Source organism: Halanaerobium sp. DL-01 (genome assembly GCF_003338615.1).
Classification (GTDB): Bacteria; Bacillota; Halanaerobiia; order Halanaerobiales; family Halanaerobiaceae; genus QPJE01.
The window spans coordinates 80,151-104,080 of record NZ_QPJN01000005.1 but is presented as its reverse complement, the minus strand read 5'-3'; the positions used below and the strand labels follow the sequence as shown (position 1 = coordinate 104,080).

Below are 23,930 nucleotides of genomic sequence, written 5' to 3'. Positions count from 1 at the left end.
AATACAAAAGGCAAGTTAGAGGATATACTGTTGGGCTAACAGGATTTTAAGCCTGTGGAGATGGTGGGTTACCACTTCTAAGAAGCAGGAATCCTCGTGGGCTTGCCCCGAGGAGGGTCAATTCAATTAGTGTCACTAATTACATTATAAGAGGAGGAACAGAAAATGAAAGGGAGAAACAATTATGTTAAAATCACCCTGGTTATAACTGCAGCCATAATTTTATCAGCTAGTTTATCTGTTTATGCTGTTGATGGAAGGGAAGTAATGGAAAGAGTTGATGAAAGAGATACAGGAAAAACAAGACATGTACTTATGGGTATGGATTTAATAGATGAAAATGGAAACGTGAGGCCCAGGGTTGTTGAGGTCTGGTCCAAAAAAATTGATATAAAAAACGATTTAGATCAGACAATTATGATGTTTCATGAACCAGCTTCTGTAAAAAATACTCGTTTTTTACAGATTGAAAATGATGGACAAGATGATGATCAATGGATATATCTTCCTGATTTGGGCAGAGTAAGAAGAATATCTGGGGGTCAGGGTGAAGATTCGTTTATGGGAACAGATTTTACATATGATGATATGAAATCCAGAGAGATAGATGATTTTGTATATGAGATGCTTAAAGAGGAAGAAATCAATGGTTATGATTGTTATGTTGTAGAAGCTGTACCAAAAAATCCAGAAGAGGAGCAGTATGCTAAAACAATAAGTTGGGTGACAAAAGAACATTATGTACCTTTAAAAGTAGAAATGTATCATAAAGACACTAAAAAATTGTATAAAGAGATGGTTGTGGAAAGTAAAGTAGAAAAGGTAAGTGGAGTCTGGACTGTGTATTCTATACTAATGAAGAATCTAGACACAGGCCACAGCACAAGATTATATGTAAAACAGCAGAATGGGAAATATCTGCTTGAATATAATAAAAAGATTAGTGACAGAAGATTTACTCAGCAGTATCTTAAAACAGGGCGTTAATGCAGGGGGAAATTAAAATGTTTAAAAATAGAAGTTTAATTTTTATAACTGCAGCTGTTTTCATTTTAATTGCGACAAATTCTATCTCTGCTTTTAATGGAAGCAGTTTTTATGGAGATGAAAAAACATCAGTTGAGGTAGGTGGAGAATTTTTCCCGGAATACAGGATAATGACTGATAATGGTGATTTGGAAGAAAATATAATGGGAGAAATAAATTTTACTTACCCTGGTAAAACACATGAATTTAAATTTCTGCTCGATTTTCAGGCTGGAGCAGCAGAAGAAATTGATTTTGATGAAGCATATTACCGCTACTATGGTGATAAATATCATTTTCTAATTGGAAAACACCGCCTAATATGGGGCACAGGAGATAAAGTTCATGTTGTTGATAATTTAAATCCAGAAGATATGAGTGATTTTATAAATCGAGAATATAAGGATAGGCAGATAGGCGAAGAAATGTTAAAAATAGACCGCTACTTTAGGGGAGGTAATGCCAGTCTTGAATTTGTTTACACACCTGATTTTAATGGACACAGGCTGGCGGATGACCCTGATAGCCCACTTGGAAACTGGATAATTAATCCTTTTGCTGATAAGTTTGAGCTTTCAGATCTGGCGGTTATTACACCATATACACAGACAGATATAATAAATAAATTTGAAAATTCTTTAGAAGGCGAAGAAAATCAATTTGGTCTCCGCTTTACAGACAGCAGACAGGGCGTGGATTATGGTTTCAGCTATTATAAAGGTTATCTTAGAGAACCAAGTTATAATCCTCAGGCCTTAAAACAGGGTTTAGATAATATAGATTTAAGTTCAAGTATAAGTTCAGCTGAATTTAATAAAATTTTAACTAATGCTGATTTACACTATGATGAAGTAGATATTTTTGGTTTTGAATTGGCGGGAGCTGCTGCTGATATAAACAGCCGTTTTGAATTAGCCTACTATCGAACAGATGATACATCTGGTAATAATCCATCAGTAAAAAATAATAGAATAGCCTGGATTATAGGTGGAGATAGAGATCTCCCCATAAATAATATTAATTTAAATATTCAGTTTAAAGGCACAAAAATTCTTGATGATGAACAGATTCAAAAAAATCATATTGATTACAACCCAGAGGGGGATTATACCTCACATAGAGCAATTGTAAAACTTAAAGACAGCTACAGCAGTGAAAAAATAATTCCAGAATTAACCTGGATTTATAATCTGAACGATAATGATTACAGTCTGGAAGCTGCTGTAGATTATGAACTGCAGCAGGATCTGCATCTTGAGCTGTCTCACAAAATATTTAATGGAGATAGAGAGACTACTTTTGGTCAATTTGATGATAATGACTTTACATCAGTAGGATTAAGATACAGCTTTTAGCCTGTACTGAGAGATGATGTCAGTATAATTGCAAAAAATATTATAAATTAATATCTGACAGGTTGACATTAAAAAGATGTCTGGATATAATAGTTTTGTGTACTTAAGGGTTTAAATACATATAAGTGATAGAGCGGGGGTGAATGTAGACAATGGCTCACGTAATTTCTGACGACTGTATCATGTGCGGTGCCTGTGAACCAGAATGTCCTGTGGATGCTATCAGCGAAGGTGATACACAGTATGTGATCGATGCAGATACCTGTATTGATTGTGCTGCATGTGTTGCTGTATGTCCTGTTGATGCAATCAGCCAGGCATAAATTTTCCAATAGGACCGGAGTGGTTAATACTCCGGTTTTTTTATTTGTTTTTATCTAAATCAGCCAAGAAAAATCCATCTAAATCTTGTTTTTGATTTAGGAGGAGAGGCACACTTAACTATAATTTTAATATTATGGAGAAAATTAAGCAGGATTTAATATTTGTATATAGAATAAATATATGAAGACAATTAAAATAAGGAGATGAGATTTATGCATATGCATGAGTTAAAAAGTGTTGATCCCGAAATGGCTGATATAATTGCAGAAGAAGAAAAACGTCAGGCCCAGAATATTGAACTTATTGCCTCCGAAAATTTTGTTAGTGAGGCTGTAATGGAAGCCGCCGGTTCTGTGTTGACCAATAAATATGCAGAAGGATATCCACATAAAAGATATTATGGCGGCTGTGAAGTAATAGATAAAGCAGAAGAGCTGGCAATAAAGAGGGCAAAAGAGCTTTTTAAAGCAGAACACGTAAATGTACAGCCCCATTCAGGTTCACAGGCAAATCAGGCAGTATATTTTTCTCAGGTTCCAATCGGAGGAACAGTCCTGGCCATGGATCTGACACATGGAGGGCACCTCACTCATGGAAGTCCTGTAAATATGTCGGGTAAATATTATAATTTTGTCCATTATGGAGTAACAAAAGATAAGGAAATTATAGATTATGATCAGGTAGAAAAATTGGCAGAAGAAGTTAAACCCGAACTCATTGTTGCAGGAGCCAGTGCATATCCGCGTGTTATTAACTTTCACAGATTTAGAGAAATAGCAGATAAAGTTGGAGCCCTATTTATGGTGGATATGGCTCATATAGCAGGTTTAGTAGCAGCAGATCTGCATCCAAATCCGGTACCGGAAGCAGATTTTGTGACAACTACAACTCACAAGACACTTAGAGGTACCAGAGGAGGAATGATTCTCTGTAAAAAAGAATATGCAAAAGATATTGATAAGGCAATTTTCCCGGGCCTGCAGGGTGGTCCTCTAATGCACATAATAGCAGCAAAAGGTGTGGCTTTTAAAGAAGCACTGACAGATGAATTTGTGGAATATCAAAAGCAGATAATAAAAAATGCTAAAGTGCTTGCAGAGACCTTAAGCAGTTACGGTATGCGCCTTGTATCAGGTGGAACAGACAATCATATGATGCTGGTAGACTTAAATAACATGAATATAACAGGTAAGGATGCAGAAGCAGCACTAGATAAAGTAGGAATTACAGTCAACAAAAATACAATTCCCTTTGAGACAAGAAGTCCGTTTGTAACAAGTGGAATCAGAATAGGAACACCAGCTGTAACAACACGGGGAATGAAAGAGAAAGATATGAAGAAAATAGGAGAATTTATATTTGAAGCATTAAAAGCCTCAGATGATGAAAAAACCCTTGCAGAACTCAAAAAAGAGGTACATAAATACTCCGAAAAATTTGTTTAAGAATAAATAAAATTGTTGCACTGTGGAAAGTTTTAAATAAGAAATTCCTATCATGAAATGCTTTTAAATCGTAATGATACCAAAAATCGTTTTTTTGCAGTGTAATTATAAAATCAAAATAAAGATAAAAAAGGCCGGGGCTGCCCCGGCCTTTTTAATAAGAAAGGATAAAAATGAGTATAAAATTAATTGCATTTGATCTTGATGGAACTCTGCTTAATAATGAACACCAGCTGGAAATGGAAACAGTTGAAACAATAAAAAAATTACAGTCAAAAGGAATAACAACACTTACTGCAACAGGTAGAATGTTCTGCTCCGCTCTGCCCTATATTAAACAGCTGAATATCAAAGAAGCTGTTATAAATTATAATGGAGCCCTTGTTGTAGATCCAGTAAAAGAAGAAGTTATATTTCATGATCCAATACCACTTAAAACTGCAAGAGAGATTATTGAATTTGCTGCAAACGAAGGCTATTATCTGCAGGTTTACCTTGATGACAGACTTTTTATAGAAAAAAAACAGGAAGAAACATCTATATACGAAAAGACAGCTGGTATAAAGGCAGAAGAAGTCGGCAGTTTAAATGAATTTATCAAAAAGCCGCCAACAAAACTGGTAATAATAGAAAATGATTCAAAACTGCACAAGGAAATATATAATAAACTGTCAGAAAAATTTGCTGACAGACTTGAAGTAACAACTTCTATTAATAATTTTGTGGAAATGACAGCTAGAGATATTTCTAAGGCATCAGCCTTAAAAAAAATTGCAGATAAACTGTCTGTAAACAGAGAAGAAATTATGGCTTTTGGTGATGGATTAAATGATCTTAAAATGCTGCAGTGGGTTGGACATGGTGTGGCTATGGAAAATGGACATCCGGAATTAAAAGAAAACATAAAAAATATCGCTCCCAGAAATATAGAACTTGGTGCAGCAAAATATTTAAAAGCTTACTTTAATTTATAGTAGAATTATTCTGCCAGATCGACATCAGTTTGTAAAGCATTACTTCACAGTGATATAATAATTCTATAGACTAATATTTACTGTTTGATTTTTATCACTTTTATTTTACTTTTACTGGGCGCTGAAAGATTGCCGGCATTTATGGGAGTTGTCGGACTGTGTTGATAATTAATGCAAGTTCAAGGATGTTTAATTAATATTAGAGGGGAAGGGGATTGTTTTATGAGTGAATATTATCTGGGCATAGATCTGGGAGGAACCAAAATATTGACCGGACTTGGAGATGGAGAAGGAAATATCCTTGCATCTTCTCGTCGAGATACTCAGGCCGAGATGGGGGAAAAACATGTTATAAATAATATATTTAAGACAGTTGAGGATGTGCTCAAAAAAGCAGGTATTGCTACCGGTCATATAAAAGCACTTGGTATAGGTAGTCCTGGACCACTTGACATAAAAAACGGTATAATTGTTGAAAATTCCAATCTTCCCTGGAAAAAGGTACATATTGTAGAAATTATAGAAAATAAATTTAATATCAAAACCGTGCTGGAAAATGATGCTAATGCAGCTGCACTTGCAGAAAAATGGTTTGGAGCTGGAAGAGATGTTGACGATATGGTTTACCTCACAATTAGCACAGGAATTGGCGGGGGATCAGTAATAAAAAAAGAACTTTTTAGCGGATATTCTAATAATGCCTGTGAGATTGGTCATACTGTTATTGACCCGAATGGACCTCTCTGTGGATGTGGTAATCACGGCTGTTTGGAGTCTTTTGCATCTGGTAAATCTATTAGCAGGATGGCCAAAGAAGCGGTAAAATCCAAGCAGAGTGATCTTATATTAGAACTTGCAGATGGAGATATGGATAAAATTGATGCTGCTGTCTGTGCTGAGGCTGCCAGAAAAGGGGATAAAACAGCAGCAGAGATATTTTCGACCACAGGTTTTTATCTGGGGATAGGATTAGGCAATGTTGTTAATATTTTTAATCCACAGCTGATAGTTTTGGGAGGTGGGGTCATGAAGGCCTCTGATCTGTTTTTAGATAAGGCTCTTGAGGTTATGCACCAGAATGCTCTGGATGCATCTTTGTCTGTGCTAGAAGTAAAAAAAGCTGAATTGGGTGATAAAATAGGTTTAATGGGAGCACTGGCGGTTGCCATGAAAGAAAGGTTAATAAAAAATGGATAATAAGGAAAAATTACTTGTTTTAGATATTTTTAATAGGTTTGATATAGAAATTATTGCAGGTAAGGCAGGTATAAAGCGGGAGATCACTGTGAGTGATATAAAACGGCCGGGAATAGAGCTGGCCGGTTTCTGGAAATATTTTACTCCAGAGAGGATAAATTTAATAGGAAAGACTGAAATATCATTTCTCAATGAGCTGGAAGCAGATATTTTAAAACAGAGAATCGAACAGTTTGTTTCATATGATCCTGTCTGTATTATTGTTTCCAGTGGAGAAAAAGTTCCTGACCTGCTGGTCGAAAAGGCAGAAAAAGAAGGAATACCTCTTTTTTCTACCAAAATTTCTACAACCAGATTCAGCAGTATGCTGCTGAATTATCTGGAAGAGAAGCTGGCTCCAGTAAAGACAATTCATGGAGTTCTGGTGGATATCTATGGAATTGGAGTACTTATCACAGGAGAAAGCGGTATCGGGAAAAGTGAAACAGCAATTGAACTTGTAAAAAGAGGGCACAGACTTGTAGCCGATGATATAATAGAACTTCGCAAAGTGGCGGAAATGCGTTTAACAGGTATGGCACCAGAAAACTCACGCTATTTTTTGGAGATGAGGGGTATTGGTATTATAAATGTAAAAAATCTTTTTGGAGCTGGAGCCGTAAAGAATTCTTCTCCTATAAACCTGGTGACACGGCTGGAGAACTGGAAAAAAGGAGAAGAGTATGAACGTCTGGGACTTGACAGCCGGAAAACAGAAATAATGGGTATTGGAGTTGAAGAAATTTTGATACCTGTCAAACCGGGGAGGAATCTGGCCCTTGTACTTGAAGTTGCAGCCATGAATTTCAGAATGAAGTCAATGGGTTATAATGCTGCTGCAGATTTTGCTGAAAATATTTTGAGAAGATAACTGGAGGTAGGTGTCGGTGATTTTGGCTGTTAAAGAAGAAATTTTAGTAAAAATAATAACTTTTGTACTGCTGATAAATATTATTTTAATGATATCACTGTTTAGTATCATTGTTGAAGCAGCAGCTGACAGTCATGTTATTTTTAATAAAATGGATAATGCTGGAGATGATTATGGACCCGGCACTTACAATTATCCTTTAAACCATATTTTTAAGAAAGAAGGACACCTGTTTGATCTTCTGTCATTAACTATTTATGAGTCTGAAAAACACTACAGTTTTGAATTTAAATTTACTAAACTTAGCGATCCCTGGAACAGCAGATTTGGGTTTAGTCTGCCGCTGATAGAAATATATTTTGATAATAAAGATGGTGGAGCAGATAAGCTCTTTCAGAAAGGCGCCAATATAAGTTTTTCCGAGGATTTTAAATGGGATAAATATCTTAAAATAAGCGGCTGGTGGGTGCGTCTGTTTGAACCTGATGATATAGGAAAAGATCTTTACAATTTAAACGAAAATGCACTTATTGATCCTTTTGCTGCAAAAACAGCTGTTGTGGACAAAAGGGAGAATACAATAATTATGAGAATTGCAAAAAAAGAGCTGGGTCTGCTTGATAACAGCAAATTTGTTCTGCTGATAGGGAGTTTTGACCCTTTTGGTTTTGGCCACTATCGGAGTGTTTCAGATACTCCTGCTTCCTGGCAGTTATATGACTTAAGCGGCAGAGATATAAAAAAAGCTCCCAGTGTGGTTGATATTCTGGTTCCAGATGGTAAAGATCAGAAAAAAATACTTTCGGAAGGCGATTTGCCGGTGGTTCCTTATCTGAAGTTAAAACCATCAATGCCTGTTTTTAAAAAACTGACAGCATATTATTTTACAGAAAAAAACTTAATTATTGTATTTGCATTTCTATTTTATTTGTATTTAATCTATGTTTTTATAAAAAAGTATAAAGTTTAATTTAAACATAATATAGATTAATATAGTACAGATTCAATAATGAATTGGGCGGGCATATAAAGTTATGGAAGAGGTGAAATGATGTCAGATAAATCTTTAAAATTTTGCCGGGATATTTTATCTAAAGTTTCCAGGAGCTTTGCTCTGACAATCCCTATGCTGGATGATATAATTCGAAATGAGGTACTTGTTACATATCTTCAGGACAGAATTCTGGATAATTTTGAAGATGAGGTAGAAGAATTAGACTTTGCAAAAAGGAAAATGCTGATGGATACTGTCAGCAAAATATTTTCCAGTAGAGATTATGACAGAAATGAAGATTTTGAAATTATAGAAAAAAACAGCAGCTTAATTAAAAACCCGTCTTTAAGAGAGTTGAGTCACAACATAAGACAGGTTCATGCAGCCTATGATAAATTTGATGATCAGATAAAAGTATTTTCCTACAGCTGGTTTGTAGAAATGAATCAGGGTATGCAGAAATATTTGCAGAAAAAAGTGAGGACTTTTTCTGAACTGGATGAATACTGCTATTATGTAGCGGGAACCGTAGGAGGTTTTTTAACAGATCTCATTATTTACAAAATGGATATGGAAGATAGAAAAAAAGAAGTACTTAAGGAAAATTTTAATGAAGCAGGACTTTTTCTGCAGAAAGTTAACCTTATTCGTGATATTAAGGATGATCTGGAAAATAGGGCCAAACATTTTTGGCCACTTGCAGATCTAAAAATTACTGAAGAGGAGCTGAGAGATAAAGAGAATAAGTCAGGAGCTCTTAAAGCTTTAAATACAATGCTTAAAGATGCAGGCAAACATACTGAAGCACTTGTTAAATATTATAGGGCACTCCCAGATGAGCTTTCTGGATATAAGAAGTTTTTTGCGGTAAATAATGCACTGGGTGCTGCCACTTTAGAGAAGTTAAAAGATAACAAAGAAATATTTTATGGCAGCAGACCTGTTAAAGTATCGAAAATAGAATTTTTAAAAATATTAAAATCACCGGAAAAATATTTTATCAAAAAAATCCAGAAATTGAGCCTATAATTGGGAGCAGGATTGATGTTTTACTTTTTTATCAGCTTGATGTAAAATTAAATTAAGACAGATTATATAGGTTTTGAGAGGAGCCAGTTAAGCAGATGAATTTTTTTATAATAACAGGAATGTCTGGTGCTGGAAAATCAGTCGCCCTTAATTATTTTGAAGATAAGGGCTATTTCTGTGTGGATAATCTGCCGCCAGCACTTATATCAAAATTTGCAGAATTATGTTCAAAGTCAGAGATGAATAAGATTGCACTTGTAAGTGATATCAGAGGACGAGAATTTTTTACCGAATTATTTGAAGAACTTTCAAAACTGGAAGAATTACAGATTGATTATGATATATTATTTTTAGAAGCTTCAGATGAAGTTTTAATTAGAAGGTATAAGAAAAGCCGAAGAAGGCATCCCCTTGATCAGCAGGGAAGGATTTTAGAAGCTATCAAACGGGAGCGAAAAATTTTAGAAGAATTGAAAGGTAGGGCTGCAGAAACAATTGATACCAGCAATCTGGATATTAAAGAGTTTTATAAAAATCTCAGCCGCCTGCTCAATTTTGAGGAAAATTCAAAAGAATATCTGCCCATTACTCTGCTTTCGTTTGGATTTAAATATGGTCTGCCCCGTGATGCTGATCTGGTTTTTGATGTAAGATTTCTTCCCAATCCTCATTATATTTCATCATTAAAAAACCACACTGGGGAAGAGAAAGTAGTACGGGATTATGTATTGAAATGGCCTGTTACTCAAAAATTTCTGCAGAAATTTTATGCTCTGCTTGATTTTTTGCTTCCTGAATACAGAAAAGAGGGAAAAAGCCACCTTACTATCGCTATTGGTTGTACAGGTGGTAAACACAGATCTGTAACCACAGTTGTGAAACTTGCTGAAAGATTAAAAAAGATGGATTATAAGATAAATATAGATCACCGTGATTTAGATAAATGAGGAAGTGAAAGATTATGAATTTTTGGAAGTGGTTTTTACCCGGACTGGGGGTTAAAAGATGGCTGTTTTTAACTCTGCTCGGAATGATAATTTTGAGTGCGGGGATGAATCCATTTTTTGGTTTTGATCTAACATTATATCTTGAGAGCATATTATCAAATATAATAACAGCTGTTTTTCCAGCTTATTATGCTGTTATATTAAAATTTGTTGGGCTTTTTATGATTTTTTTCGGAATATTTATTATTTATTATTCCCTTTATAAAATTAAAGATGAACTGAACAAACAGCTTGCTCCGAATGATGAGCTAATAGACATACTCTATAAAAAGAAAAAGCTCAAAAAAGGGCCGGAAATTGTAGCTTTTGGTGGTGGAACAGGTCTGTCAAACCTGCTTAGAGGTTTAAAAAAATACAGTGATAATATAACAGCAGTGGTGACAGTGGCTGATGATGGTGGAAGTTCGGGTAGGCTCAGAGATGAGATGGGAATTCTTCCCCCGGGAGATATCCGCAACTGTCTTGTTGCACTTGCCGATAGAGAACCTCTGATGGAAAAACTTTTTCAGTATCGCTTTCAGTCAGAAGGACAGCTGGGAGGCCACAGTTTTGGTAATCTGTATATAGCTGCTATGACTGAGGTGCTGGGTGATTTTGAAGAAGCAGTTAGAGCTTCCAGCAAAATTCTTGCAATTCGCGGTCGAGTTCTTCCAGCCTCCAATGAAGATATAAAGCTGGGAGCACATTATCAGGATCGGGAAACGAGGATTGGAGAATCTGCCATTCCTGCTTATAACAAAAAAATAGAAAAAGTGTTTCTTAAGCCGGAAACCGCTGCAACAACTCCAGAAGTTTTGGAGGCAGTAAAAAATGCAGAAATTATTCTAATTGGACCGGGAAGCCTTTATACAAGTATTTTGCCCAACTTGCTTATCAAAGGTATTCCAGAATCTCTCAAAAAGAGCAGTGCATTAAAAATATATATTGCAAATGTTATGACTCAGCCGGGGGAAACAGATGGTTATACTGCCGCCGATCATGCCCGGGCAATAATTGATCATGTTGGTGAGGGATTATTTGATTATATAATAGTAAATGGAGAAAAAGGTTCTGCTGAAGTGATGAAACGTTATGAAGCAGAGGGTGCATTTCCTGTAAAGGTTGATGAAAAACGGCTAAAAGAGATGAACCTAAAAATAATAGAAAAAAATTTGCTTATGTCAGACAGCTATCTGCGTCATGATCCTGATGCACTGGCAGAGGTGATTTACAGGTTGTACGAAAGTAGGTGAAAATATGTCTTATACAGATCGGGTAAAGGATGAGCTGGTCAGGTATGAAAATAGAAGTTATGAAGAACAGCTTGCAGAGTTGGCAGCACTTATCAGAATGAATGGTTCTATTCAGATTTCCGAAAGGCACCTTGCTGTCAAAATAAAGATTTACCATGGCAATCTCGCCAGAAGAATTTTTTCTCTGATAAAAGAAAGGTTTGGCTTTAATATAGAAATTATTGTACGTCAGAACAGGAAATTTAACCGCAAACACAGCTATGAACTGATTCTGACACCACAGCCTGGAATAAGGGAATTTCTGCTTGAACTTGGATTTTTGAATCCCAAAAATAATCTTATTTTCCGCATAAAGGAAGAATATCTCAAAAACAGAAAGCTGGCCCAGGCATATCTGAGAGGCATCTTTTTGGGGGGAGGTTCTATAAATAGCCCTAAAAGCGAATATCATTTGGAATTTAGATGTGAGAGAAGCAGTCTGTCCGATGACCTTATCGATTTGCTGAAAAAATTTGAATTAAACCCACATCAGACCGAACACAAAGAAAATTATGTAATATATTTCAAAAACTATGAGGAAATTGTCAAAATTTTGAATATTATTGGTGCTCATAAGGCACTGCTTGATATGGAAAATATTCAGATTGTTAAACAGGTAAAAAATGATGTCAATAGAAAGGTGAATTTTGAAACAGCAAATCTTGAAAAAACAGTTTCTGCTGCCACAGATCAGCTGGAAAATATAAAACTTATTGAAAACAAAAAGGGACTGAATGTTTTAAGTAGAAGCTTAAAGGAGATTGCAGAGCTGAGGAAAGAAAATCCGTATGCAAGTCTTAAAGAACTTGGAGAAAAATTAGATTTAAGTAAATCAGGGGTTAATCATAGATTTAGACGTTTAAAAAAATTAGCGGACGAAATTCGGGGGTAATGATAATGGAACTTGATTTTAATCTCCAGATGGAACAACAGCAAAAATTAGTAATGACTCCCAGCCTGCAGATGGCGATTGAACTCCTGCAGTATTCAGGCCAGGAGCTTAATGAATATGTGGAAGAAGAACTTCAGGAAAATCCAATGCTTGATCGAGAAGAAGTAAATATAGACGATCATTTTGAAGCAAGGATTAGAAATCAGTATCAGAATTTTTCCGGAAATAATTTTTCTGGTGAAGATGAAGAAAGAGATTACAGTTTTGAAAATATGGTTCAGTATAGACCAGATCTTTATGAACATTTAGAAAATCAGCTTTTTGAAGTAATTTCACCTTCAGAAATCAGTATAGGCAGATATATAATAGGAAATTTAAATGAAAGTGGTTTTTTAGAAGAAGATCTAGACAGCATAAGTAAAAAACTGAATGAAAGCAGAGAGAAGGTGGGAAAAGTTCTCTCTGCAGTACAAAATTTAGATCCTTCGGGAATTGGGGCAAGAGATCTACAGGAAAGTCTTCTTATACAGCTGAACAATTCTATGTTTGATACAGATTTGGCTGAAAAAATTATTAGAGATTATTTTGAAGAACTAACAGAACAGAGGTATGAAGATATTATCTCTTCATTAGAAGAAAGTTCTGAAGATATATGGGCTGCACTAAACCTGATCAGCACTCTGGATCCAGCTCCAGGTAAGCAGCTCACTCAGGAAAAGGAACCTGAATATATAATACCGGATATTATTGTTAAAGAGATAAAAGATGATTATGTGATAATTTTAAATGAAAAAGCAAGCCCAACTCTCCGCATAAATCCGATGTATTTTCAAATGATGAAAGAAAAAAATGACAGTGAAACCGCAGAATTTTTGGAGAAAAAATATAAGTCAGCACTCTGGCTGATAAAAAGTATTGAACAGAGGAGGATGACTGTTTATAGACTTTCAAGGGCAATTGTAGAACGGCAGAAAGAATTTTTTGATAAAGGAATTGAATTTCTAAAAACAATGACCATGGATGAGATTGCAGAAATTATCGATATGCACGAATCAACTGTCAGCAGAGCAGCCAGCGGTAAATATATGCAGACACCCAGAGGTCTGTTCAGCCTTAAATTTTTTTTCTCCAGTGGTATTAATGGAATTTCCTCTCACAGCATAAAGGCTATTATCCGCAAATATATAGAAGCAGAAGATCCAGAATCTCCTCTCAGTGATTCTAAACTATCAGATTTAATTTCACATAATGAAAATCTGGATCTTAATAGAAGGACACTGGCTAAATATAGAAATGAAATGGGAATTGCCTCTTCACGTAAAAGAAAAAAGAAATATAAGCATCCTTAATAGATTTTTAATGCTGATAATAAAATTTTTTTGATATCTAGGCAGGAATTATTAGATTACTATAGAATATATTATTGTAGGTGAATAAATGGAAGTTTGATTTCCAAGTCTGTTTTTATCATTATCGGGACATTTTTGTTCCATTTGGTCAAAATCGTTCCAACACGGAGGATTATTATGAAAAAGCTTTTCAAAATTCAGGAAAAAATAGTACCTGAAATAGTAGAAACTGCACAAATACGTTATAATATACTTAGAAGTATTTATTATCATCAGCCTGTTGGTAGAAGGGCACTTGCTCATATGCTTGATTTAAGTGAAAGAAAGGTAAGAAATGATCTCGAATTCTTTGAAAAAAATTATTTTATAAGAATTACTCCTGCTGGTACACAGATTACTAGAACTGGGGAAGAATTTTTGGTAGAATTAGATGAGTACATTAAAGAATTGCGAGATATTAAAAATTTGGAACAAAAACTTGAAAAGATGCTGGGCTTAAAAAAAGTTAAACTTGTTAATGGAGCTGTATCAGAAACTGACCGAAAAGTAGAAATAGGCAGGTTGGCAGCACAGCTGCTTCAGGAAGAAATTAAAAATGGAGATATACTGGCAGTTACTGGGGGGACAACACTGGCAGAAGTTGCAGCACGTATGGACAGCAGACAGGAAGTTAGTGATGTGCTTGTTGTTCCCGGCAGAGGTGGTCTTGGTGAAGATGTTGAAATACAGGCAAATACCATTGCCGCTGAGATTGCCAAAAAACTTGGCGGTAGTTATTATCTTTTACATGTCCCTGACAATATTGCTGAGGAAAATTTTTCTCGGATTTGTCATGAACCCAGCATACAGAAAACACTGCAGATTTTAAAAAAAGCAAATATATTGATACATGGAGTAGGCAGTGCTGAAGATATGGCTGTCCGCAGAGGATTAAGCAGAGAAGAAATCGATTTTCTCACTGCTGAAAGAGCTGTCAGTGAAGCTTTTGGCTTTTATTTCGACAGTTCGGGGAAAATTGTTTATTCAACTGCTAGTGTTGGTCTAACCCTGGAGGATTTAAAAGATATAGAGACAGTTATAGTTGTTGCTGGAGGAGAAAATAAAGCTGAAGCAATTCTTGCAGCAGTTTCACCACAGTATCAGGATATATTAATTACAGATGAAGTAACGGCCAGGAAAATTATCAGGCTAAAAGGAGGTGAGGTCTGAAAAGTATCCGTTGTTTTTAGATCAGCTTATTAAACAGTAGAAAGTGATTACTTTTTAATTAATTATTTTGAAGGAGGAAGATAATAGATGAGTGTAAAAGTTGCGATTAATGGATTTGGTCGAATTGGAAGGGCTGCTTTAAGAAGTTCATTTAACAATCCTGAGGTGGAGTTTGTAGCAATTAATGATCTGGTTGAACCCAGAATTCTTGCATATCTGCTGAAATATGACAGCAGTCAGGGCAGATTTGATGCTGAAGTAGATTTTACTGATAATAGTATTATAGTTGATGGTAAGGAAATTAAAGTTTTTGCAGAAAAAAATCCTGCCGAGCTTCCCTGGGGAGAAAATGGTGTAGAAATTGTAATTGAATCTACAGGGTTATTTACTGATGCAAATGATGCTAAAAAACATATTGAAGCAGGGGCAAAAAAAGTTATAATCTCGGCACCTGCCAAAAATGAAGATCTGACAATAGTACTTGGTGTAAATGATGACAAATATGATCCAGAAAAACATAATGTTGTATCCAATGCTTCCTGTACAACAAACTGTCTGGCACCTGTGGCAAAGGTACTGAATGATAAATTTGGAATAGAAAAGGGTTTAATGACAACAATTCACTCTTATACAACAAGTCAGAACATTCTTGATGGTCCATATGCCTGGAAGAAGATTACAAGAGGGAGAGCAGCTGCAGAAAATATTGTACCAACAACTACTGGAGCCGCAAAAGCTGTTACATTAGTACTACCTGAACTTGACGGCAAACTTGATGGTATGGCAGTTCGTGTTCCCACACCTACCGGATCTCTGGTAGATATGGTTGTGGATTTAGAAGAAGATGTTACAGTTGAAGATATAAATAAAGCTATGAAAGAAGCGGCTGAAGGACCTATGCAGGGAATTCTTGGTTATACTGAAGAACCACTTGTATCCCGCGATTATATTGGAGATTCCCGTTCTTCTATCTATGATGCAAACCACACACGTATTATTCAGGGTAATCAGGTTAAAATCTTATCCTGGTATGACAATGAGTGGGGTTATGCCAGTCGTGTAATTGACCTGGCAGTTAAAATGAAGAAATTAGGATTATAATAATTACAATCTGAATTTTAGTAATAATAAAATAGTCTGCTCTGGGTTAGCAAAATAATTCAGAGCAGGTTATTGTTGATTCTGATTTCTATTGATCAGTTTTGCAGGGGGTATAAAGATGAAAAAAACACTTAAAGACATAGATTTTAAAGGAAAAAAAGTTCTTGTTAGAGTTGATTTTAATGTTCCGTTGAAAGATGGAAAAGTTGCAGATAAAACAAGAATTGAAGCAGCGCTTCCAACAATAGAATATTTGATTAGGGAAGATGCTAAAGTACTGCTTATCTCTCATCTGGGTCGACCAGGGGGAGAGGTTAAAGAGGAACTTCGTATGGACCCGGTGGCAAAAGAACTGGCTAATTTGCTGAATAAAGAAGTTAAAAAAGCCGATGACTGTATTGGTGAAGAAGTTAAAAAAGCTGTTGATAGGCTGAAAAATGGTGAAGTTTTAGTCTTAGAAAACAGCCGCTTCCATGCCGGTGAAAAGGCAAATGATCCCGAATTTGCAAAAGAACTTGCTTCCCTTGCAGATGTATATGTAAATGATGCTTTTGGAGCTGCCCATAGAGCTCATGCTACTACAGTGGGAGTTGCAGAGTATTTACCAGCTGCTGCAGGTTTTTTAATGCAGAGGGAGTTAAATGCCTTAGGTAAAGTAATGGAAAATCCAGTCAGTCCTTTTGTGGCAATTATGGGTGGAGCCAAAGTTTCTGATAAAATTGATGTAATCAAAAACTTAATTAATAAAGTAGATAAATTAATTGTTGCTGGTGGAATAGCCAATACTTTTCTGCTGGCAAAAGGTTATGAAGTTGGAGATTCTCTGGTTGAGGCTGATAAAGTTGAATTAGCTAAAGAATTGATGGCTGAAGCTGAAGAAAAAGGAGTAGATATTGTACTTCCAGTTGATGTGGTAATTGCTGATGATTTTTCTAATGATGCAGATACAAAGATAGTTTCTGTTAAGGAAGTTCCTGCTGGATGGCAAATTTTAGACTGTGGCGGTCCTAAAAGTTTAGAAAATTATAAAGAAATTATTAAGAACGCAAAAACTGTTATCTGGAATGGCCCACTTGGAGTGTTTGAAATGGAAAAATTTGCTCATGGGACTATTGAATTAGCAAAGGCTCTTGCTGAATCAGAAGCTCATTCAGTAATTGGTGGTGGAGATTCTGCTGCTGCAATAAATCAGGCTGGGGTAGCTGATAAGATGAGTCACATTTCCACTGGAGGAGGAGCTTCTTTAATGTTTTTTGAAGGGAAAAAGCTCCCCGGTGTAGAGGCTTTGGATGAAGTGGAAACTTCTGATATTAGCGAATAGGAGGGTTATATAAATGCGTAAACCATTTATTGCTGGCAACTGGAAAATGAATAAAAATATTGATGAGGCAGAAAAGCTTGTGAGAGCTCTAAAAGAAAAGGTTAAATCTGTAGATAATGTTGAAATTGGAGTATATCCTACTTCTCTGTGTCTGGCAAAAGTAAAAGAAATTCTTATAGACAGCAATATAAAGACCGGTGCTCAGAATATATACTGGGAAGATTCTGGTGCTTTTACCGGTGAAATATCAGCCAAAATGCTGGCTGATATGGGAGTAGAATATACAATTGTTGGCCATTCCGAAAGAAGACAGTATTTTGATGAAAATGATCAAGATGTAAATAGAAAAGTTAAATCTGCTTTTGAAAACGGCATAAAACCAATTATCTGTGTTGGTGAAACACTTTCCGAAAGAAAAGCAGAAGAAACTGAAGATAAAGTTAAATTTCAGGTAAGAGCTGCTCTGGCAGGTTTAACAGATGAACAGGTAGAACAGGCAGTTATTGCCTATGAACCAATCTGGGCTATTGGTACTGGTGAGACCGCTTCTGCAGAGGAAGCCAACCGTGTAATTGGTGTTATCAGAGAAAGCATCAGAAGAGATTTTTCAGAGGCAGCTGATAAGATTCGAATTCAGTATGGTGGTAGTGTAAAACCACATAATGTTGAAGAAATTATGGCTCAGGAAGAAATAGATGGTGCGCTTGTTGGTGGTGCAAGTTTGTCGGCAGATTCTTTTGCAGAGATAATTACAAAAACATCTAAACTATATAAATAAGACAAATAAGCCTATAATTTAATAAGGCTATAAGGAGGTTGAGCTGATGGAAAGACCAAAACCCCTGGCTCTGATAATCATGGATGGGCTTGGGATAAATGAAAATGCAGTAGGTAATGCAGTATATCAAGCTGACACAGAATATTTAGATAAGCTGAAATCAGAATATCCACATGCATTTCTGCATGCTTCAGGAGAAAAGGTCGGCCTGCCTGAAGGACAGATGGGCAATTCTGAGGTAGGGCATCTAAATCTTGGTGCAGGAAGAATAGTCTATCAGGACTATACAAGAATCAATAAGGCTGTGGAGAACGGAGAACTACTGGCAAATGAAGTTCTCCAAAAAGCAGTTCAGCATGCTAAAGATAATAATAGTGCACTTCACTTAATGGGACTTTTATCTGATGGAGGTGTACACAGCCACATAAAGCACCTTTTTGGTCTGATAGAAATGGCAGATAAAGCAGATGTAGAAAAAGTATATATTCATCCAATACTTGACGGCAGGGATACACCTCCCAAAAGTGGAGTTTCTTACCTAAAAGATCTGCAGGCTGAATTAGATAAAGTTGGTACAGGGAAAATTGCAACAGTCAGCGGCAGATATTATACAATGGATAGGGACAATCGGTGGGAGAGAACTCAAAAAGCATATAATGCATTAGTCCTCGGACAGGGAATTAAAAACGAAGATGCTGTCAAAGTGGTAGAAGATTCTTATGCTGAGGGAGTAAATGATGAATTTGTTGAACCTGCTGTTATAATAGAAAACGGCAGACCTGTAGGTAGAATAATGGATCACGATTCTGTTATTTTCTTTAATTTCCGGGCAGATAGGGCCAGACAGATTACCAGGGCTTTAAAAATAGATGAATTTGATGGATTTAAAAGGCCGGCAGAACATCCTTCAGATCTCTATTATGTCTGTATGACAGAATATGATGAAGAATTCGATCTCCCGGTTGCTTTTCCTCCTTCATCAATAGAAGATGGTCTGGGAGAAGTGCTGAGCAGAGCCGGTTTAAAACAGCTGCGTATTGCTGAAACAGAGAAATATGCTCATGTAACATTTTTCTTCAATGGTGGAATTGAAGTGCCATATGAAAATGAGGATAGAATTCTTGTTCCATCACCTAAAGTTGCAACATATGATTTAAAACCAGAGATGAGTGCATATGAAGTTAAAGATAATCTGTTAGAACAGATTGAAAAAGATAAATATGATTTTATTGTACTCAACTTTGCCAATCCGGATATGGTTGGACACACAGGATTTTTTGATGCTGCAGTTAAAGCAGTAGAAACTGTAGACAGGTGTTTATCTGAGATTGTTCCAGCTATTTTAGCTAAAGGTGGTCAGGCACTGATTACTGCTGACCACGGCAACAGTGAAAAAATGTTTGATGAAGAAGGTGGAGCATTTACAGCACATACTTCCAATATTGTACCTCTTATCTATGCAGGTGGTCCTAAAAATAAAGTTATTAAATCAGGAAAACTGGCCGATATTGCACCTACTGTGCTGGAGATATTTGGAATTGAAAAACCGAAAGCAATGACAGGAGAATCATTACTGTATGATGACAAATAGGGAGGTAATTAGAATATGATAGATACAACAATTTTAGATGTTTATGCCCGTGAAATACTTGATTCACGTGGTAATCCAACTGTTGAGGTTGATGTAGTATTAGAAGACGGAATAATGGGCAGAGCAGCAGTTCCATCTGGAGCTTCTACAGGGGCTCATGAGGCAGTTGAATTAAGAGATGGTGGAGAACGCTATCTCGGTAAAGGAGTAGAAGATGCGGTAGAAAATGTTAACTCAATTATTGCTCCGGAACTTGTCGGATATGACGCAAGAGATCAGATTGAAATAGATAATTTGATGCGAGAACTTGACGGTACTGAAAACAAAAGCAAACTTGGTGCAAATGCAATACTGGGTGTATCAATGGCCGTTGCCAAAGCAGCTGCAGCTGCTACAGGTACATTTCTTTTCAATTATATTGGTGGTATGAATGCACATACACTGCCAGTACCGATGATGAATATACTTAATGGTGGAGAACATGCTGACAATAATGTTGATCTGCAGGAATTTATGATTATGCCTGTTGGTGCACTGAGCTTTCGCGAGGCATTGAAGATGGGAGCAGAGGTTTACCACAACCTTAAAAAAGTATTACAGGAAAGAGGTCTGGGCACAGGTGTAGGAGATGAAGGTGGATTTGCTCCAGATTTAGAATCAAATGAAGCTGCTCTGGAAGTGATTGTCAAGGCTATTGAAAAAGCAGGTTATATTTCTGGAGAAGATTTCTTAATTGCACTTGATCCTGCAGCATCAGAGTTTTATGAAGATGGTAAATATGTGCTTAAAGGAGAAGGGGTAGAAAAGACTTCTGAAGAGATGATAGATTTTTATGCAGATTTGATTGAAAAATATCCAATTATATCAATTGAGGATGGGCTTGCTGAAGATGACTGGGAAGGTTTTAGTAAAATGACAGAAAGATTAGGAGACCGACTGCAGATAGTTGGTGATGACCTTTATGTCACTAATACTGAAAGATTGAGTAGAGGTATTAAGGAAAAAGCGAGCAATTCCATTCTTATAAAAGTAAATCAGATTGGAACTTTAACTGAAACCCTGGAAACAATAGAAATGGCAACAAGAGCAGGATTTACTTCTATTGTGTCACATCGCTCTGGTGAGACAGAAGATGTAACAATTGCAGATTTAGTTGTGGCAATGAATACTGGGCAGATTAAAACAGGTGCTCCTGCTCGTTCGGAAAGAGTTGCTAAATATAATCAGTTAATGAGAATTGAAGAACTGCTGGGAGATGCAGCAGAATATGCCGGGAGAGATGCGTTTTTTAATTTAAAGTAATGCAGTTTCGGCAGCATAAATTTAATGATCTAAACTTGGAGGAGACATTAGCAGTGTTTCCTCTTTTTTATTAAAATTGTCAGATTCATCAGAAATGATTTCTCTTATGTAGATATTATGTGTTTAAATTGGAATGTTGCAGGGGAGAATATTTGTGAAAAAATCATATTTTATCTTTTATGGAGAGTTAAATGATTTTTTTAAGAAAAATCTCGGAAAAGAGCCTTGATAAATTCTGTGTATGTATTAAGGAGCGGTATTTAGAATGATGGCAAATTTTTATAATATTGACCTCGGTACAGCAGTAAGCAGAATACAGGGCAGACTGGAAAAATTCATTTTGAATCTTTAATTCATCCATCAATATTTAGAATAATTAGAATTGTTTTTTCTTTTAATCATTATTGTTTTTTTATTAACAGTATGTTAAAATGAAATACGTGTTAGACCATATATATAAAATAATAAGGAGTTTTCTCATTTTTTAGATTATGCCGCAAAAAATCTGGGGGAAACTCCTTAAAGTAATAGATTTTACTTAATCACTGGAGGTGAAATATCAGGTGCTGGTTTTAAAAATCTTTCATTTAATAGTGGCCATTGCTGTTATAGTAGGTGTTTTGCTTCAATCTGGAAAAAGTGCAGGTCTCTCCGGTGCAATTGATGGGGGAGCTTCAACATTTTTTGGTAAATCACAAAAAGGTTTAGAATCGAAATTGAGCAAGTTCACAGCAGGTGCAGCGATTGTGTTTATGATCAATTCACTTATACTTGCAGTTCTTTAAATAATAATGTGCTAAATAAATAAGTTAATTATATAATTTCGAATAAGGAGGTTAGTGCATGAGTTTTTACACACCCCTGGCCGGATTAATTGCACTGGTATTTGCATTTTTTCTGGCAGGAAAAGTTAATAGAGCAGAAGTGGGTAATGAAAGGATGGCCGAGATATCTAATGACATCAATGAAGGGGCCATGGCATTTCTTGGTCGTGAATACAAAATGTTATCTATTTTTGTTATCATTGTAGCAGTTATCATGACATTTGTACCAAGTCTGGGATGGCAGACAGCTCTGTCGTTTGTCGTAGGCGCTATTTTTTCTGCCCTAGCCGGATTTATTGGTATGCAGATTGCTACTAAATCTAATGCCAGAACTACTAATGCAGCACAGACAGGGCTCAATGAAGCTCTTACTGTTGCTTTTTCAGGTGGTTCTGTTATGGGTATGTCTGTTGTTGGTTTAGGAACATTAGGTCTGGGAATTCTTTACATATTTTTTGCAGATAATGTGGAATTCTTAAGAGGCTTTGCGTTTGGAGCCAGTTCTATTGCACTGTTTGCACGTGTTGGTGGTGGAATTTATACTAAAGCTGCTGATGTTGGTGCTGATTTGGTTGGAAAAATAGAAGCGGGTATTCCAGAAGATGATCCCCGCAATCCGGCTGTTATCGCTGATAATGTTGGTGATAATGTTGGTGATGTTGCCGGAATGGGAGCCGATCTTTTTGAATCATATGTTGGTTCAATTGTAGCTGCGATGACATTAGGTGTAACACCATCTATTGCAGAAAAGCTGGGAGTTAGTACACCGGTTAATCTTGTTATGCTGCCGATGCTGCTTGCTGCTGTAGGGATTATTGCTTCTATTATTGGAACAAGATTTGTTAAAGCCAAGGAAGGTGTAAATCCTGCTAAAGCTTTAGAAAGAGGATCAATCAGTGCTGCAGTAATAACAATAATTGGTGCATATTTTTTGGTTAATTTACTTATTGGTAATATGGGAGTATTTTTTGCTATTATTGCTGGTTTAATTGCAGGTACAATTATAGGTCGCATTACTGAATATTATACTTCTGAACATTATAAGCCTGTACAGCATATAGCAAGACAGTCACAGACAGGTACTGCTACTAATATTATAAGTGGTCTTTCTGTAGGTATGAGAAGTACTATGCTTCCAATACTTGTCATTGCAGCTGCTATTTTTATTGCTTTTAAATTTGGCGGTTTATATGGAATTGCAATGGCTGCTGTAGGTATGTTATCAACTACTGGTATCACTCTTTCTGTAGATGCTTATGGTCCAATTGCAGATAATGCAGGTGGAATTGCAGAAATGGCTGAACTTGATGCCAGTGTTAGAGATATTACAGATAAACTTGATTCAGTAGGTAATACAACTGCTGCTATTGGAAAAGGATTTGCTATTGGTTCAGCTGCACTGACAGCACTGTCACTGTTTGCTGCTTTTTCAGAAGCAGTTGGACTGCAGAATATTAGTTTAACAAATCCACAGGTAATTATTGGACTCTTTATTGGTGCAATGCTTCCATTTCTATTTTCTGCGATTACCATGGAAGCTGTTGGTAAAGCTGCAGGAGAAATGATCGAAGAAGTAAGACGACAGTTTAGAGAAATGCCGGGTATTATGGAAGGCACTCAAAAGCCTGACCACAGAAAATGTGTTGATATCAGTACAACAGCTGCCTTAAAAGAAATGGTGGTACCAGGACTTTTAGCTGTTGTTGTACCTGTAGTCGTTGGCCTGTGGGATGTACAGGCACTTGGAGGATTACTGGCAGGTTCACTTTCATCAGGAGTGCTGCTTGCAATTATGATGGCCAATGCCGGTGGTGCCTGGGATAATGCCAAAAAATATATAGAGTCAGGTCATTTTGGTGGAAAGGGAACAGAGACACATGCGGCTTCTGTAGTTGGAGATACAGTTGGAGATCCTTTTAAAGATACTTCTGGTCCATCTCTTAATATTCTCATCAAATTAATGACTATTGTTTCACTTGTATTTGCACCATTATTCATGTAAAATTAATATAGTAGTTAAACAATTTTTAC

At 36.2% G+C, this 23,930-nt stretch carries 21 protein-coding genes; all 21 read left to right on the top strand.

Annotated features, from left to right (window positions below):
- The first annotated feature begins 165 nt into the window (after positions 1-165).
- Complete coding sequence (locus tag DER71_RS03250) at positions 166-987, top strand: outer membrane lipoprotein-sorting protein (RefSeq protein WP_114458344.1); 822 nt, start codon at positions 166-168, stop codon at positions 985-987.
- Between the two features lie 17 nt (positions 988-1,004).
- Positions 1,005-2,381, top strand: coding sequence for a hypothetical protein (locus DER71_RS03245; protein ID WP_233487026.1), 1,377 nt, complete (start codon positions 1,005-1,007; stop codon positions 2,379-2,381).
- A 152-nt stretch (positions 2,382-2,533) separates the two neighbouring features.
- The gene (locus DER71_RS03240) at positions 2,534-2,704 is read left to right on the top strand and encodes a 4Fe-4S binding protein (RefSeq protein ID WP_114458342.1); all 171 of its coding nucleotides are present in this window, start codon (positions 2,534-2,536) and stop codon (positions 2,702-2,704) included.
- A 219-nt stretch (positions 2,705-2,923) separates the two neighbouring features.
- Complete coding sequence (glyA, locus tag DER71_RS03235; RefSeq protein ID WP_114458348.1) at positions 2,924-4,150, top strand: serine hydroxymethyltransferase; 1,227 nt, start codon at positions 2,924-2,926, stop codon at positions 4,148-4,150.
- 173 nt (positions 4,151-4,323) lie between these two features.
- Positions 4,324-5,124, top strand: a complete 801-nt coding sequence (locus DER71_RS03230) for a Cof-type HAD-IIB family hydrolase (RefSeq protein ID WP_114458341.1) — start codon at positions 4,324-4,326, stop codon at positions 5,122-5,124.
- 222 nt (positions 5,125-5,346) lie between these two features.
- Positions 5,347-6,321, top strand: coding sequence for an ROK family protein (locus DER71_RS03225; RefSeq protein WP_114458340.1), 975 nt, complete (start codon positions 5,347-5,349; stop codon positions 6,319-6,321).
- Positions 6,314-7,231, top strand: coding sequence for an HPr(Ser) kinase/phosphatase (hprK, locus tag DER71_RS03220; RefSeq protein ID WP_114458339.1), 918 nt, complete (start codon positions 6,314-6,316; stop codon positions 7,229-7,231). The genes DER71_RS03225 and hprK overlap by 8 nt, the downstream gene beginning before the upstream one ends.
- A gap of 16 nt (positions 7,232-7,247) precedes the next feature.
- The gene (locus tag DER71_RS03215; RefSeq protein ID WP_114458338.1) at positions 7,248-8,201 is read left to right on the top strand and encodes a glucodextranase DOMON-like domain-containing protein; all 954 of its coding nucleotides are present in this window, start codon (positions 7,248-7,250) and stop codon (positions 8,199-8,201) included.
- Positions 8,202-8,282: 81 nt separating this feature from the next.
- Positions 8,283-9,254 (top strand): squalene/phytoene synthase family protein, encoded by a 972-nt coding sequence (locus tag DER71_RS03210; RefSeq protein WP_114458337.1) that lies wholly within the window; start codon positions 8,283-8,285, stop codon positions 9,252-9,254.
- A 95-nt stretch (positions 9,255-9,349) separates the two neighbouring features.
- On the top strand, positions 9,350-10,201 hold the full coding sequence (gene rapZ / locus DER71_RS03205; RefSeq protein WP_114458336.1) for an RNase adapter RapZ: 852 nt from the start codon (positions 9,350-9,352) through the stop codon (positions 10,199-10,201).
- Between the two features lie 14 nt (positions 10,202-10,215).
- Positions 10,216-11,493: a gluconeogenesis factor YvcK family protein gene (yvcK, locus tag DER71_RS03200; RefSeq protein ID WP_114458335.1), complete on the top strand. Its 1,278-nt coding sequence runs from the start codon at positions 10,216-10,218 to the stop codon at positions 11,491-11,493.
- Positions 11,494-11,497: 4 nt separating this feature from the next.
- On the top strand, positions 11,498-12,424 hold the full coding sequence (gene whiA, locus DER71_RS03195; RefSeq protein WP_114458334.1) for a DNA-binding protein WhiA: 927 nt from the start codon (positions 11,498-11,500) through the stop codon (positions 12,422-12,424).
- Between the two features lie 5 nt (positions 12,425-12,429).
- On the top strand, positions 12,430-13,773 hold the full coding sequence (gene rpoN, locus DER71_RS03190; RefSeq protein WP_158531738.1) for an RNA polymerase factor sigma-54: 1,344 nt from the start codon (positions 12,430-12,432) through the stop codon (positions 13,771-13,773).
- 177 nt (positions 13,774-13,950) lie between these two features.
- Positions 13,951-14,982: a sugar-binding transcriptional regulator gene (locus DER71_RS03185; RefSeq protein WP_114458332.1), complete on the top strand. Its 1,032-nt coding sequence runs from the start codon at positions 13,951-13,953 to the stop codon at positions 14,980-14,982.
- An 87-nt stretch (positions 14,983-15,069) separates the two neighbouring features.
- Positions 15,070-16,083 carry a type I glyceraldehyde-3-phosphate dehydrogenase gene (gene gap / locus DER71_RS03180; protein ID WP_114458331.1) on the top strand — a complete coding sequence of 338 codons (1,014 nt, stop codon included), beginning with the start codon at positions 15,070-15,072 and terminating at the stop codon, positions 16,081-16,083.
- Positions 16,084-16,201: 118 nt separating this feature from the next.
- Complete coding sequence (gene pgk, locus DER71_RS03175) at positions 16,202-17,404, top strand: phosphoglycerate kinase (protein ID WP_114458330.1); 1,203 nt, start codon at positions 16,202-16,204, stop codon at positions 17,402-17,404.
- Positions 17,405-17,417: 13 nt separating this feature from the next.
- Positions 17,418-18,182: a triose-phosphate isomerase gene (gene tpiA, locus DER71_RS03170; protein ID WP_114458329.1), complete on the top strand. Its 765-nt coding sequence runs from the start codon at positions 17,418-17,420 to the stop codon at positions 18,180-18,182.
- 46 nt (positions 18,183-18,228) lie between these two features.
- Positions 18,229-19,773 (top strand): 2,3-bisphosphoglycerate-independent phosphoglycerate mutase, encoded by a 1,545-nt coding sequence (gene gpmI, locus DER71_RS03165; protein WP_114458328.1) that lies wholly within the window; start codon positions 18,229-18,231, stop codon positions 19,771-19,773.
- A 15-nt stretch (positions 19,774-19,788) separates the two neighbouring features.
- Positions 19,789-21,075, top strand: a complete 1,287-nt coding sequence (eno, locus tag DER71_RS03160) for a phosphopyruvate hydratase (protein ID WP_114458327.1) — start codon at positions 19,789-19,791, stop codon at positions 21,073-21,075.
- A gap of 563 nt (positions 21,076-21,638) precedes the next feature.
- Positions 21,639-21,860 (top strand): preprotein translocase subunit SecG, encoded by a 222-nt coding sequence (secG, locus tag DER71_RS03155; protein WP_114458326.1) that lies wholly within the window; start codon positions 21,639-21,641, stop codon positions 21,858-21,860.
- 58 nt (positions 21,861-21,918) lie between these two features.
- Positions 21,919-23,901, top strand: coding sequence for a sodium-translocating pyrophosphatase (locus DER71_RS03150; protein ID WP_114458325.1), 1,983 nt, complete (start codon positions 21,919-21,921; stop codon positions 23,899-23,901).
- Positions 23,902-23,930: the final 29 nt, after the last annotated feature.

Excerpts from the sequence above, each read along its gene's own strand:
- hprK (WP_114458339.1), top strand. The coding sequence starts at position 6,314 with ATGGATAATAAGGAAAAATTACTTGTTTTAGATATTTTTAATAGGTTT.
- pgk (WP_114458330.1), top strand. The coding sequence starts at position 16,202 with ATGAAAAAAACACTTAAAGACATAGATTTTAAAGGAAAAAAAGTTCTT.
- gpmI (WP_114458328.1), top strand. The coding sequence starts at position 18,229 with ATGGAAAGACCAAAACCCCTGGCTCTGATAATCATGGATGGGCTTGGG.
- DER71_RS03225 (WP_114458340.1), top strand. The coding sequence starts at position 5,347 with ATGAGTGAATATTATCTGGGCATAGATCTGGGAGGAACCAAAATATTG.
- gap (WP_114458331.1), top strand. The coding sequence starts at position 15,070 with ATGAGTGTAAAAGTTGCGATTAATGGATTTGGTCGAATTGGAAGGGCT.
- tpiA (WP_114458329.1), top strand. The coding sequence starts at position 17,418 with ATGCGTAAACCATTTATTGCTGGCAACTGGAAAATGAATAAAAATATT.
- DER71_RS03185 (WP_114458332.1), top strand. The coding sequence starts at position 13,951 with ATGAAAAAGCTTTTCAAAATTCAGGAAAAAATAGTACCTGAAATAGTA.
- DER71_RS03150 (WP_114458325.1), top strand. The coding sequence starts at position 21,919 with ATGAGTTTTTACACACCCCTGGCCGGATTAATTGCACTGGTATTTGCA.
- rapZ (WP_114458336.1), top strand. The coding sequence starts at position 9,350 with ATGAATTTTTTTATAATAACAGGAATGTCTGGTGCTGGAAAATCAGTC.
- glyA (WP_114458348.1), top strand. The coding sequence starts at position 2,924 with ATGCATGAGTTAAAAAGTGTTGATCCCGAAATGGCTGATATAATTGCA.
- DER71_RS03245 (WP_233487026.1), top strand. The coding sequence starts at position 1,005 with ATGTTTAAAAATAGAAGTTTAATTTTTATAACTGCAGCTGTTTTCATT.
- eno (WP_114458327.1), top strand. The coding sequence starts at position 19,789 with ATGATAGATACAACAATTTTAGATGTTTATGCCCGTGAAATACTTGAT.
- DER71_RS03210 (WP_114458337.1), top strand. The coding sequence starts at position 8,283 with ATGTCAGATAAATCTTTAAAATTTTGCCGGGATATTTTATCTAAAGTT.
- yvcK (WP_114458335.1), top strand. The coding sequence starts at position 10,216 with ATGAATTTTTGGAAGTGGTTTTTACCCGGACTGGGGGTTAAAAGATGG.
- DER71_RS03250 (WP_114458344.1), top strand. The coding sequence starts at position 166 with ATGAAAGGGAGAAACAATTATGTTAAAATCACCCTGGTTATAACTGCA.
- DER71_RS03230 (WP_114458341.1), top strand. The coding sequence starts at position 4,324 with ATGAGTATAAAATTAATTGCATTTGATCTTGATGGAACTCTGCTTAAT.
- rpoN (WP_158531738.1), top strand. The coding sequence starts at position 12,430 with ATGGAACTTGATTTTAATCTCCAGATGGAACAACAGCAAAAATTAGTA.
- DER71_RS03240 (WP_114458342.1), top strand. The coding sequence starts at position 2,534 with ATGGCTCACGTAATTTCTGACGACTGTATCATGTGCGGTGCCTGTGAA.
- whiA (WP_114458334.1), top strand. The coding sequence starts at position 11,498 with ATGTCTTATACAGATCGGGTAAAGGATGAGCTGGTCAGGTATGAAAAT.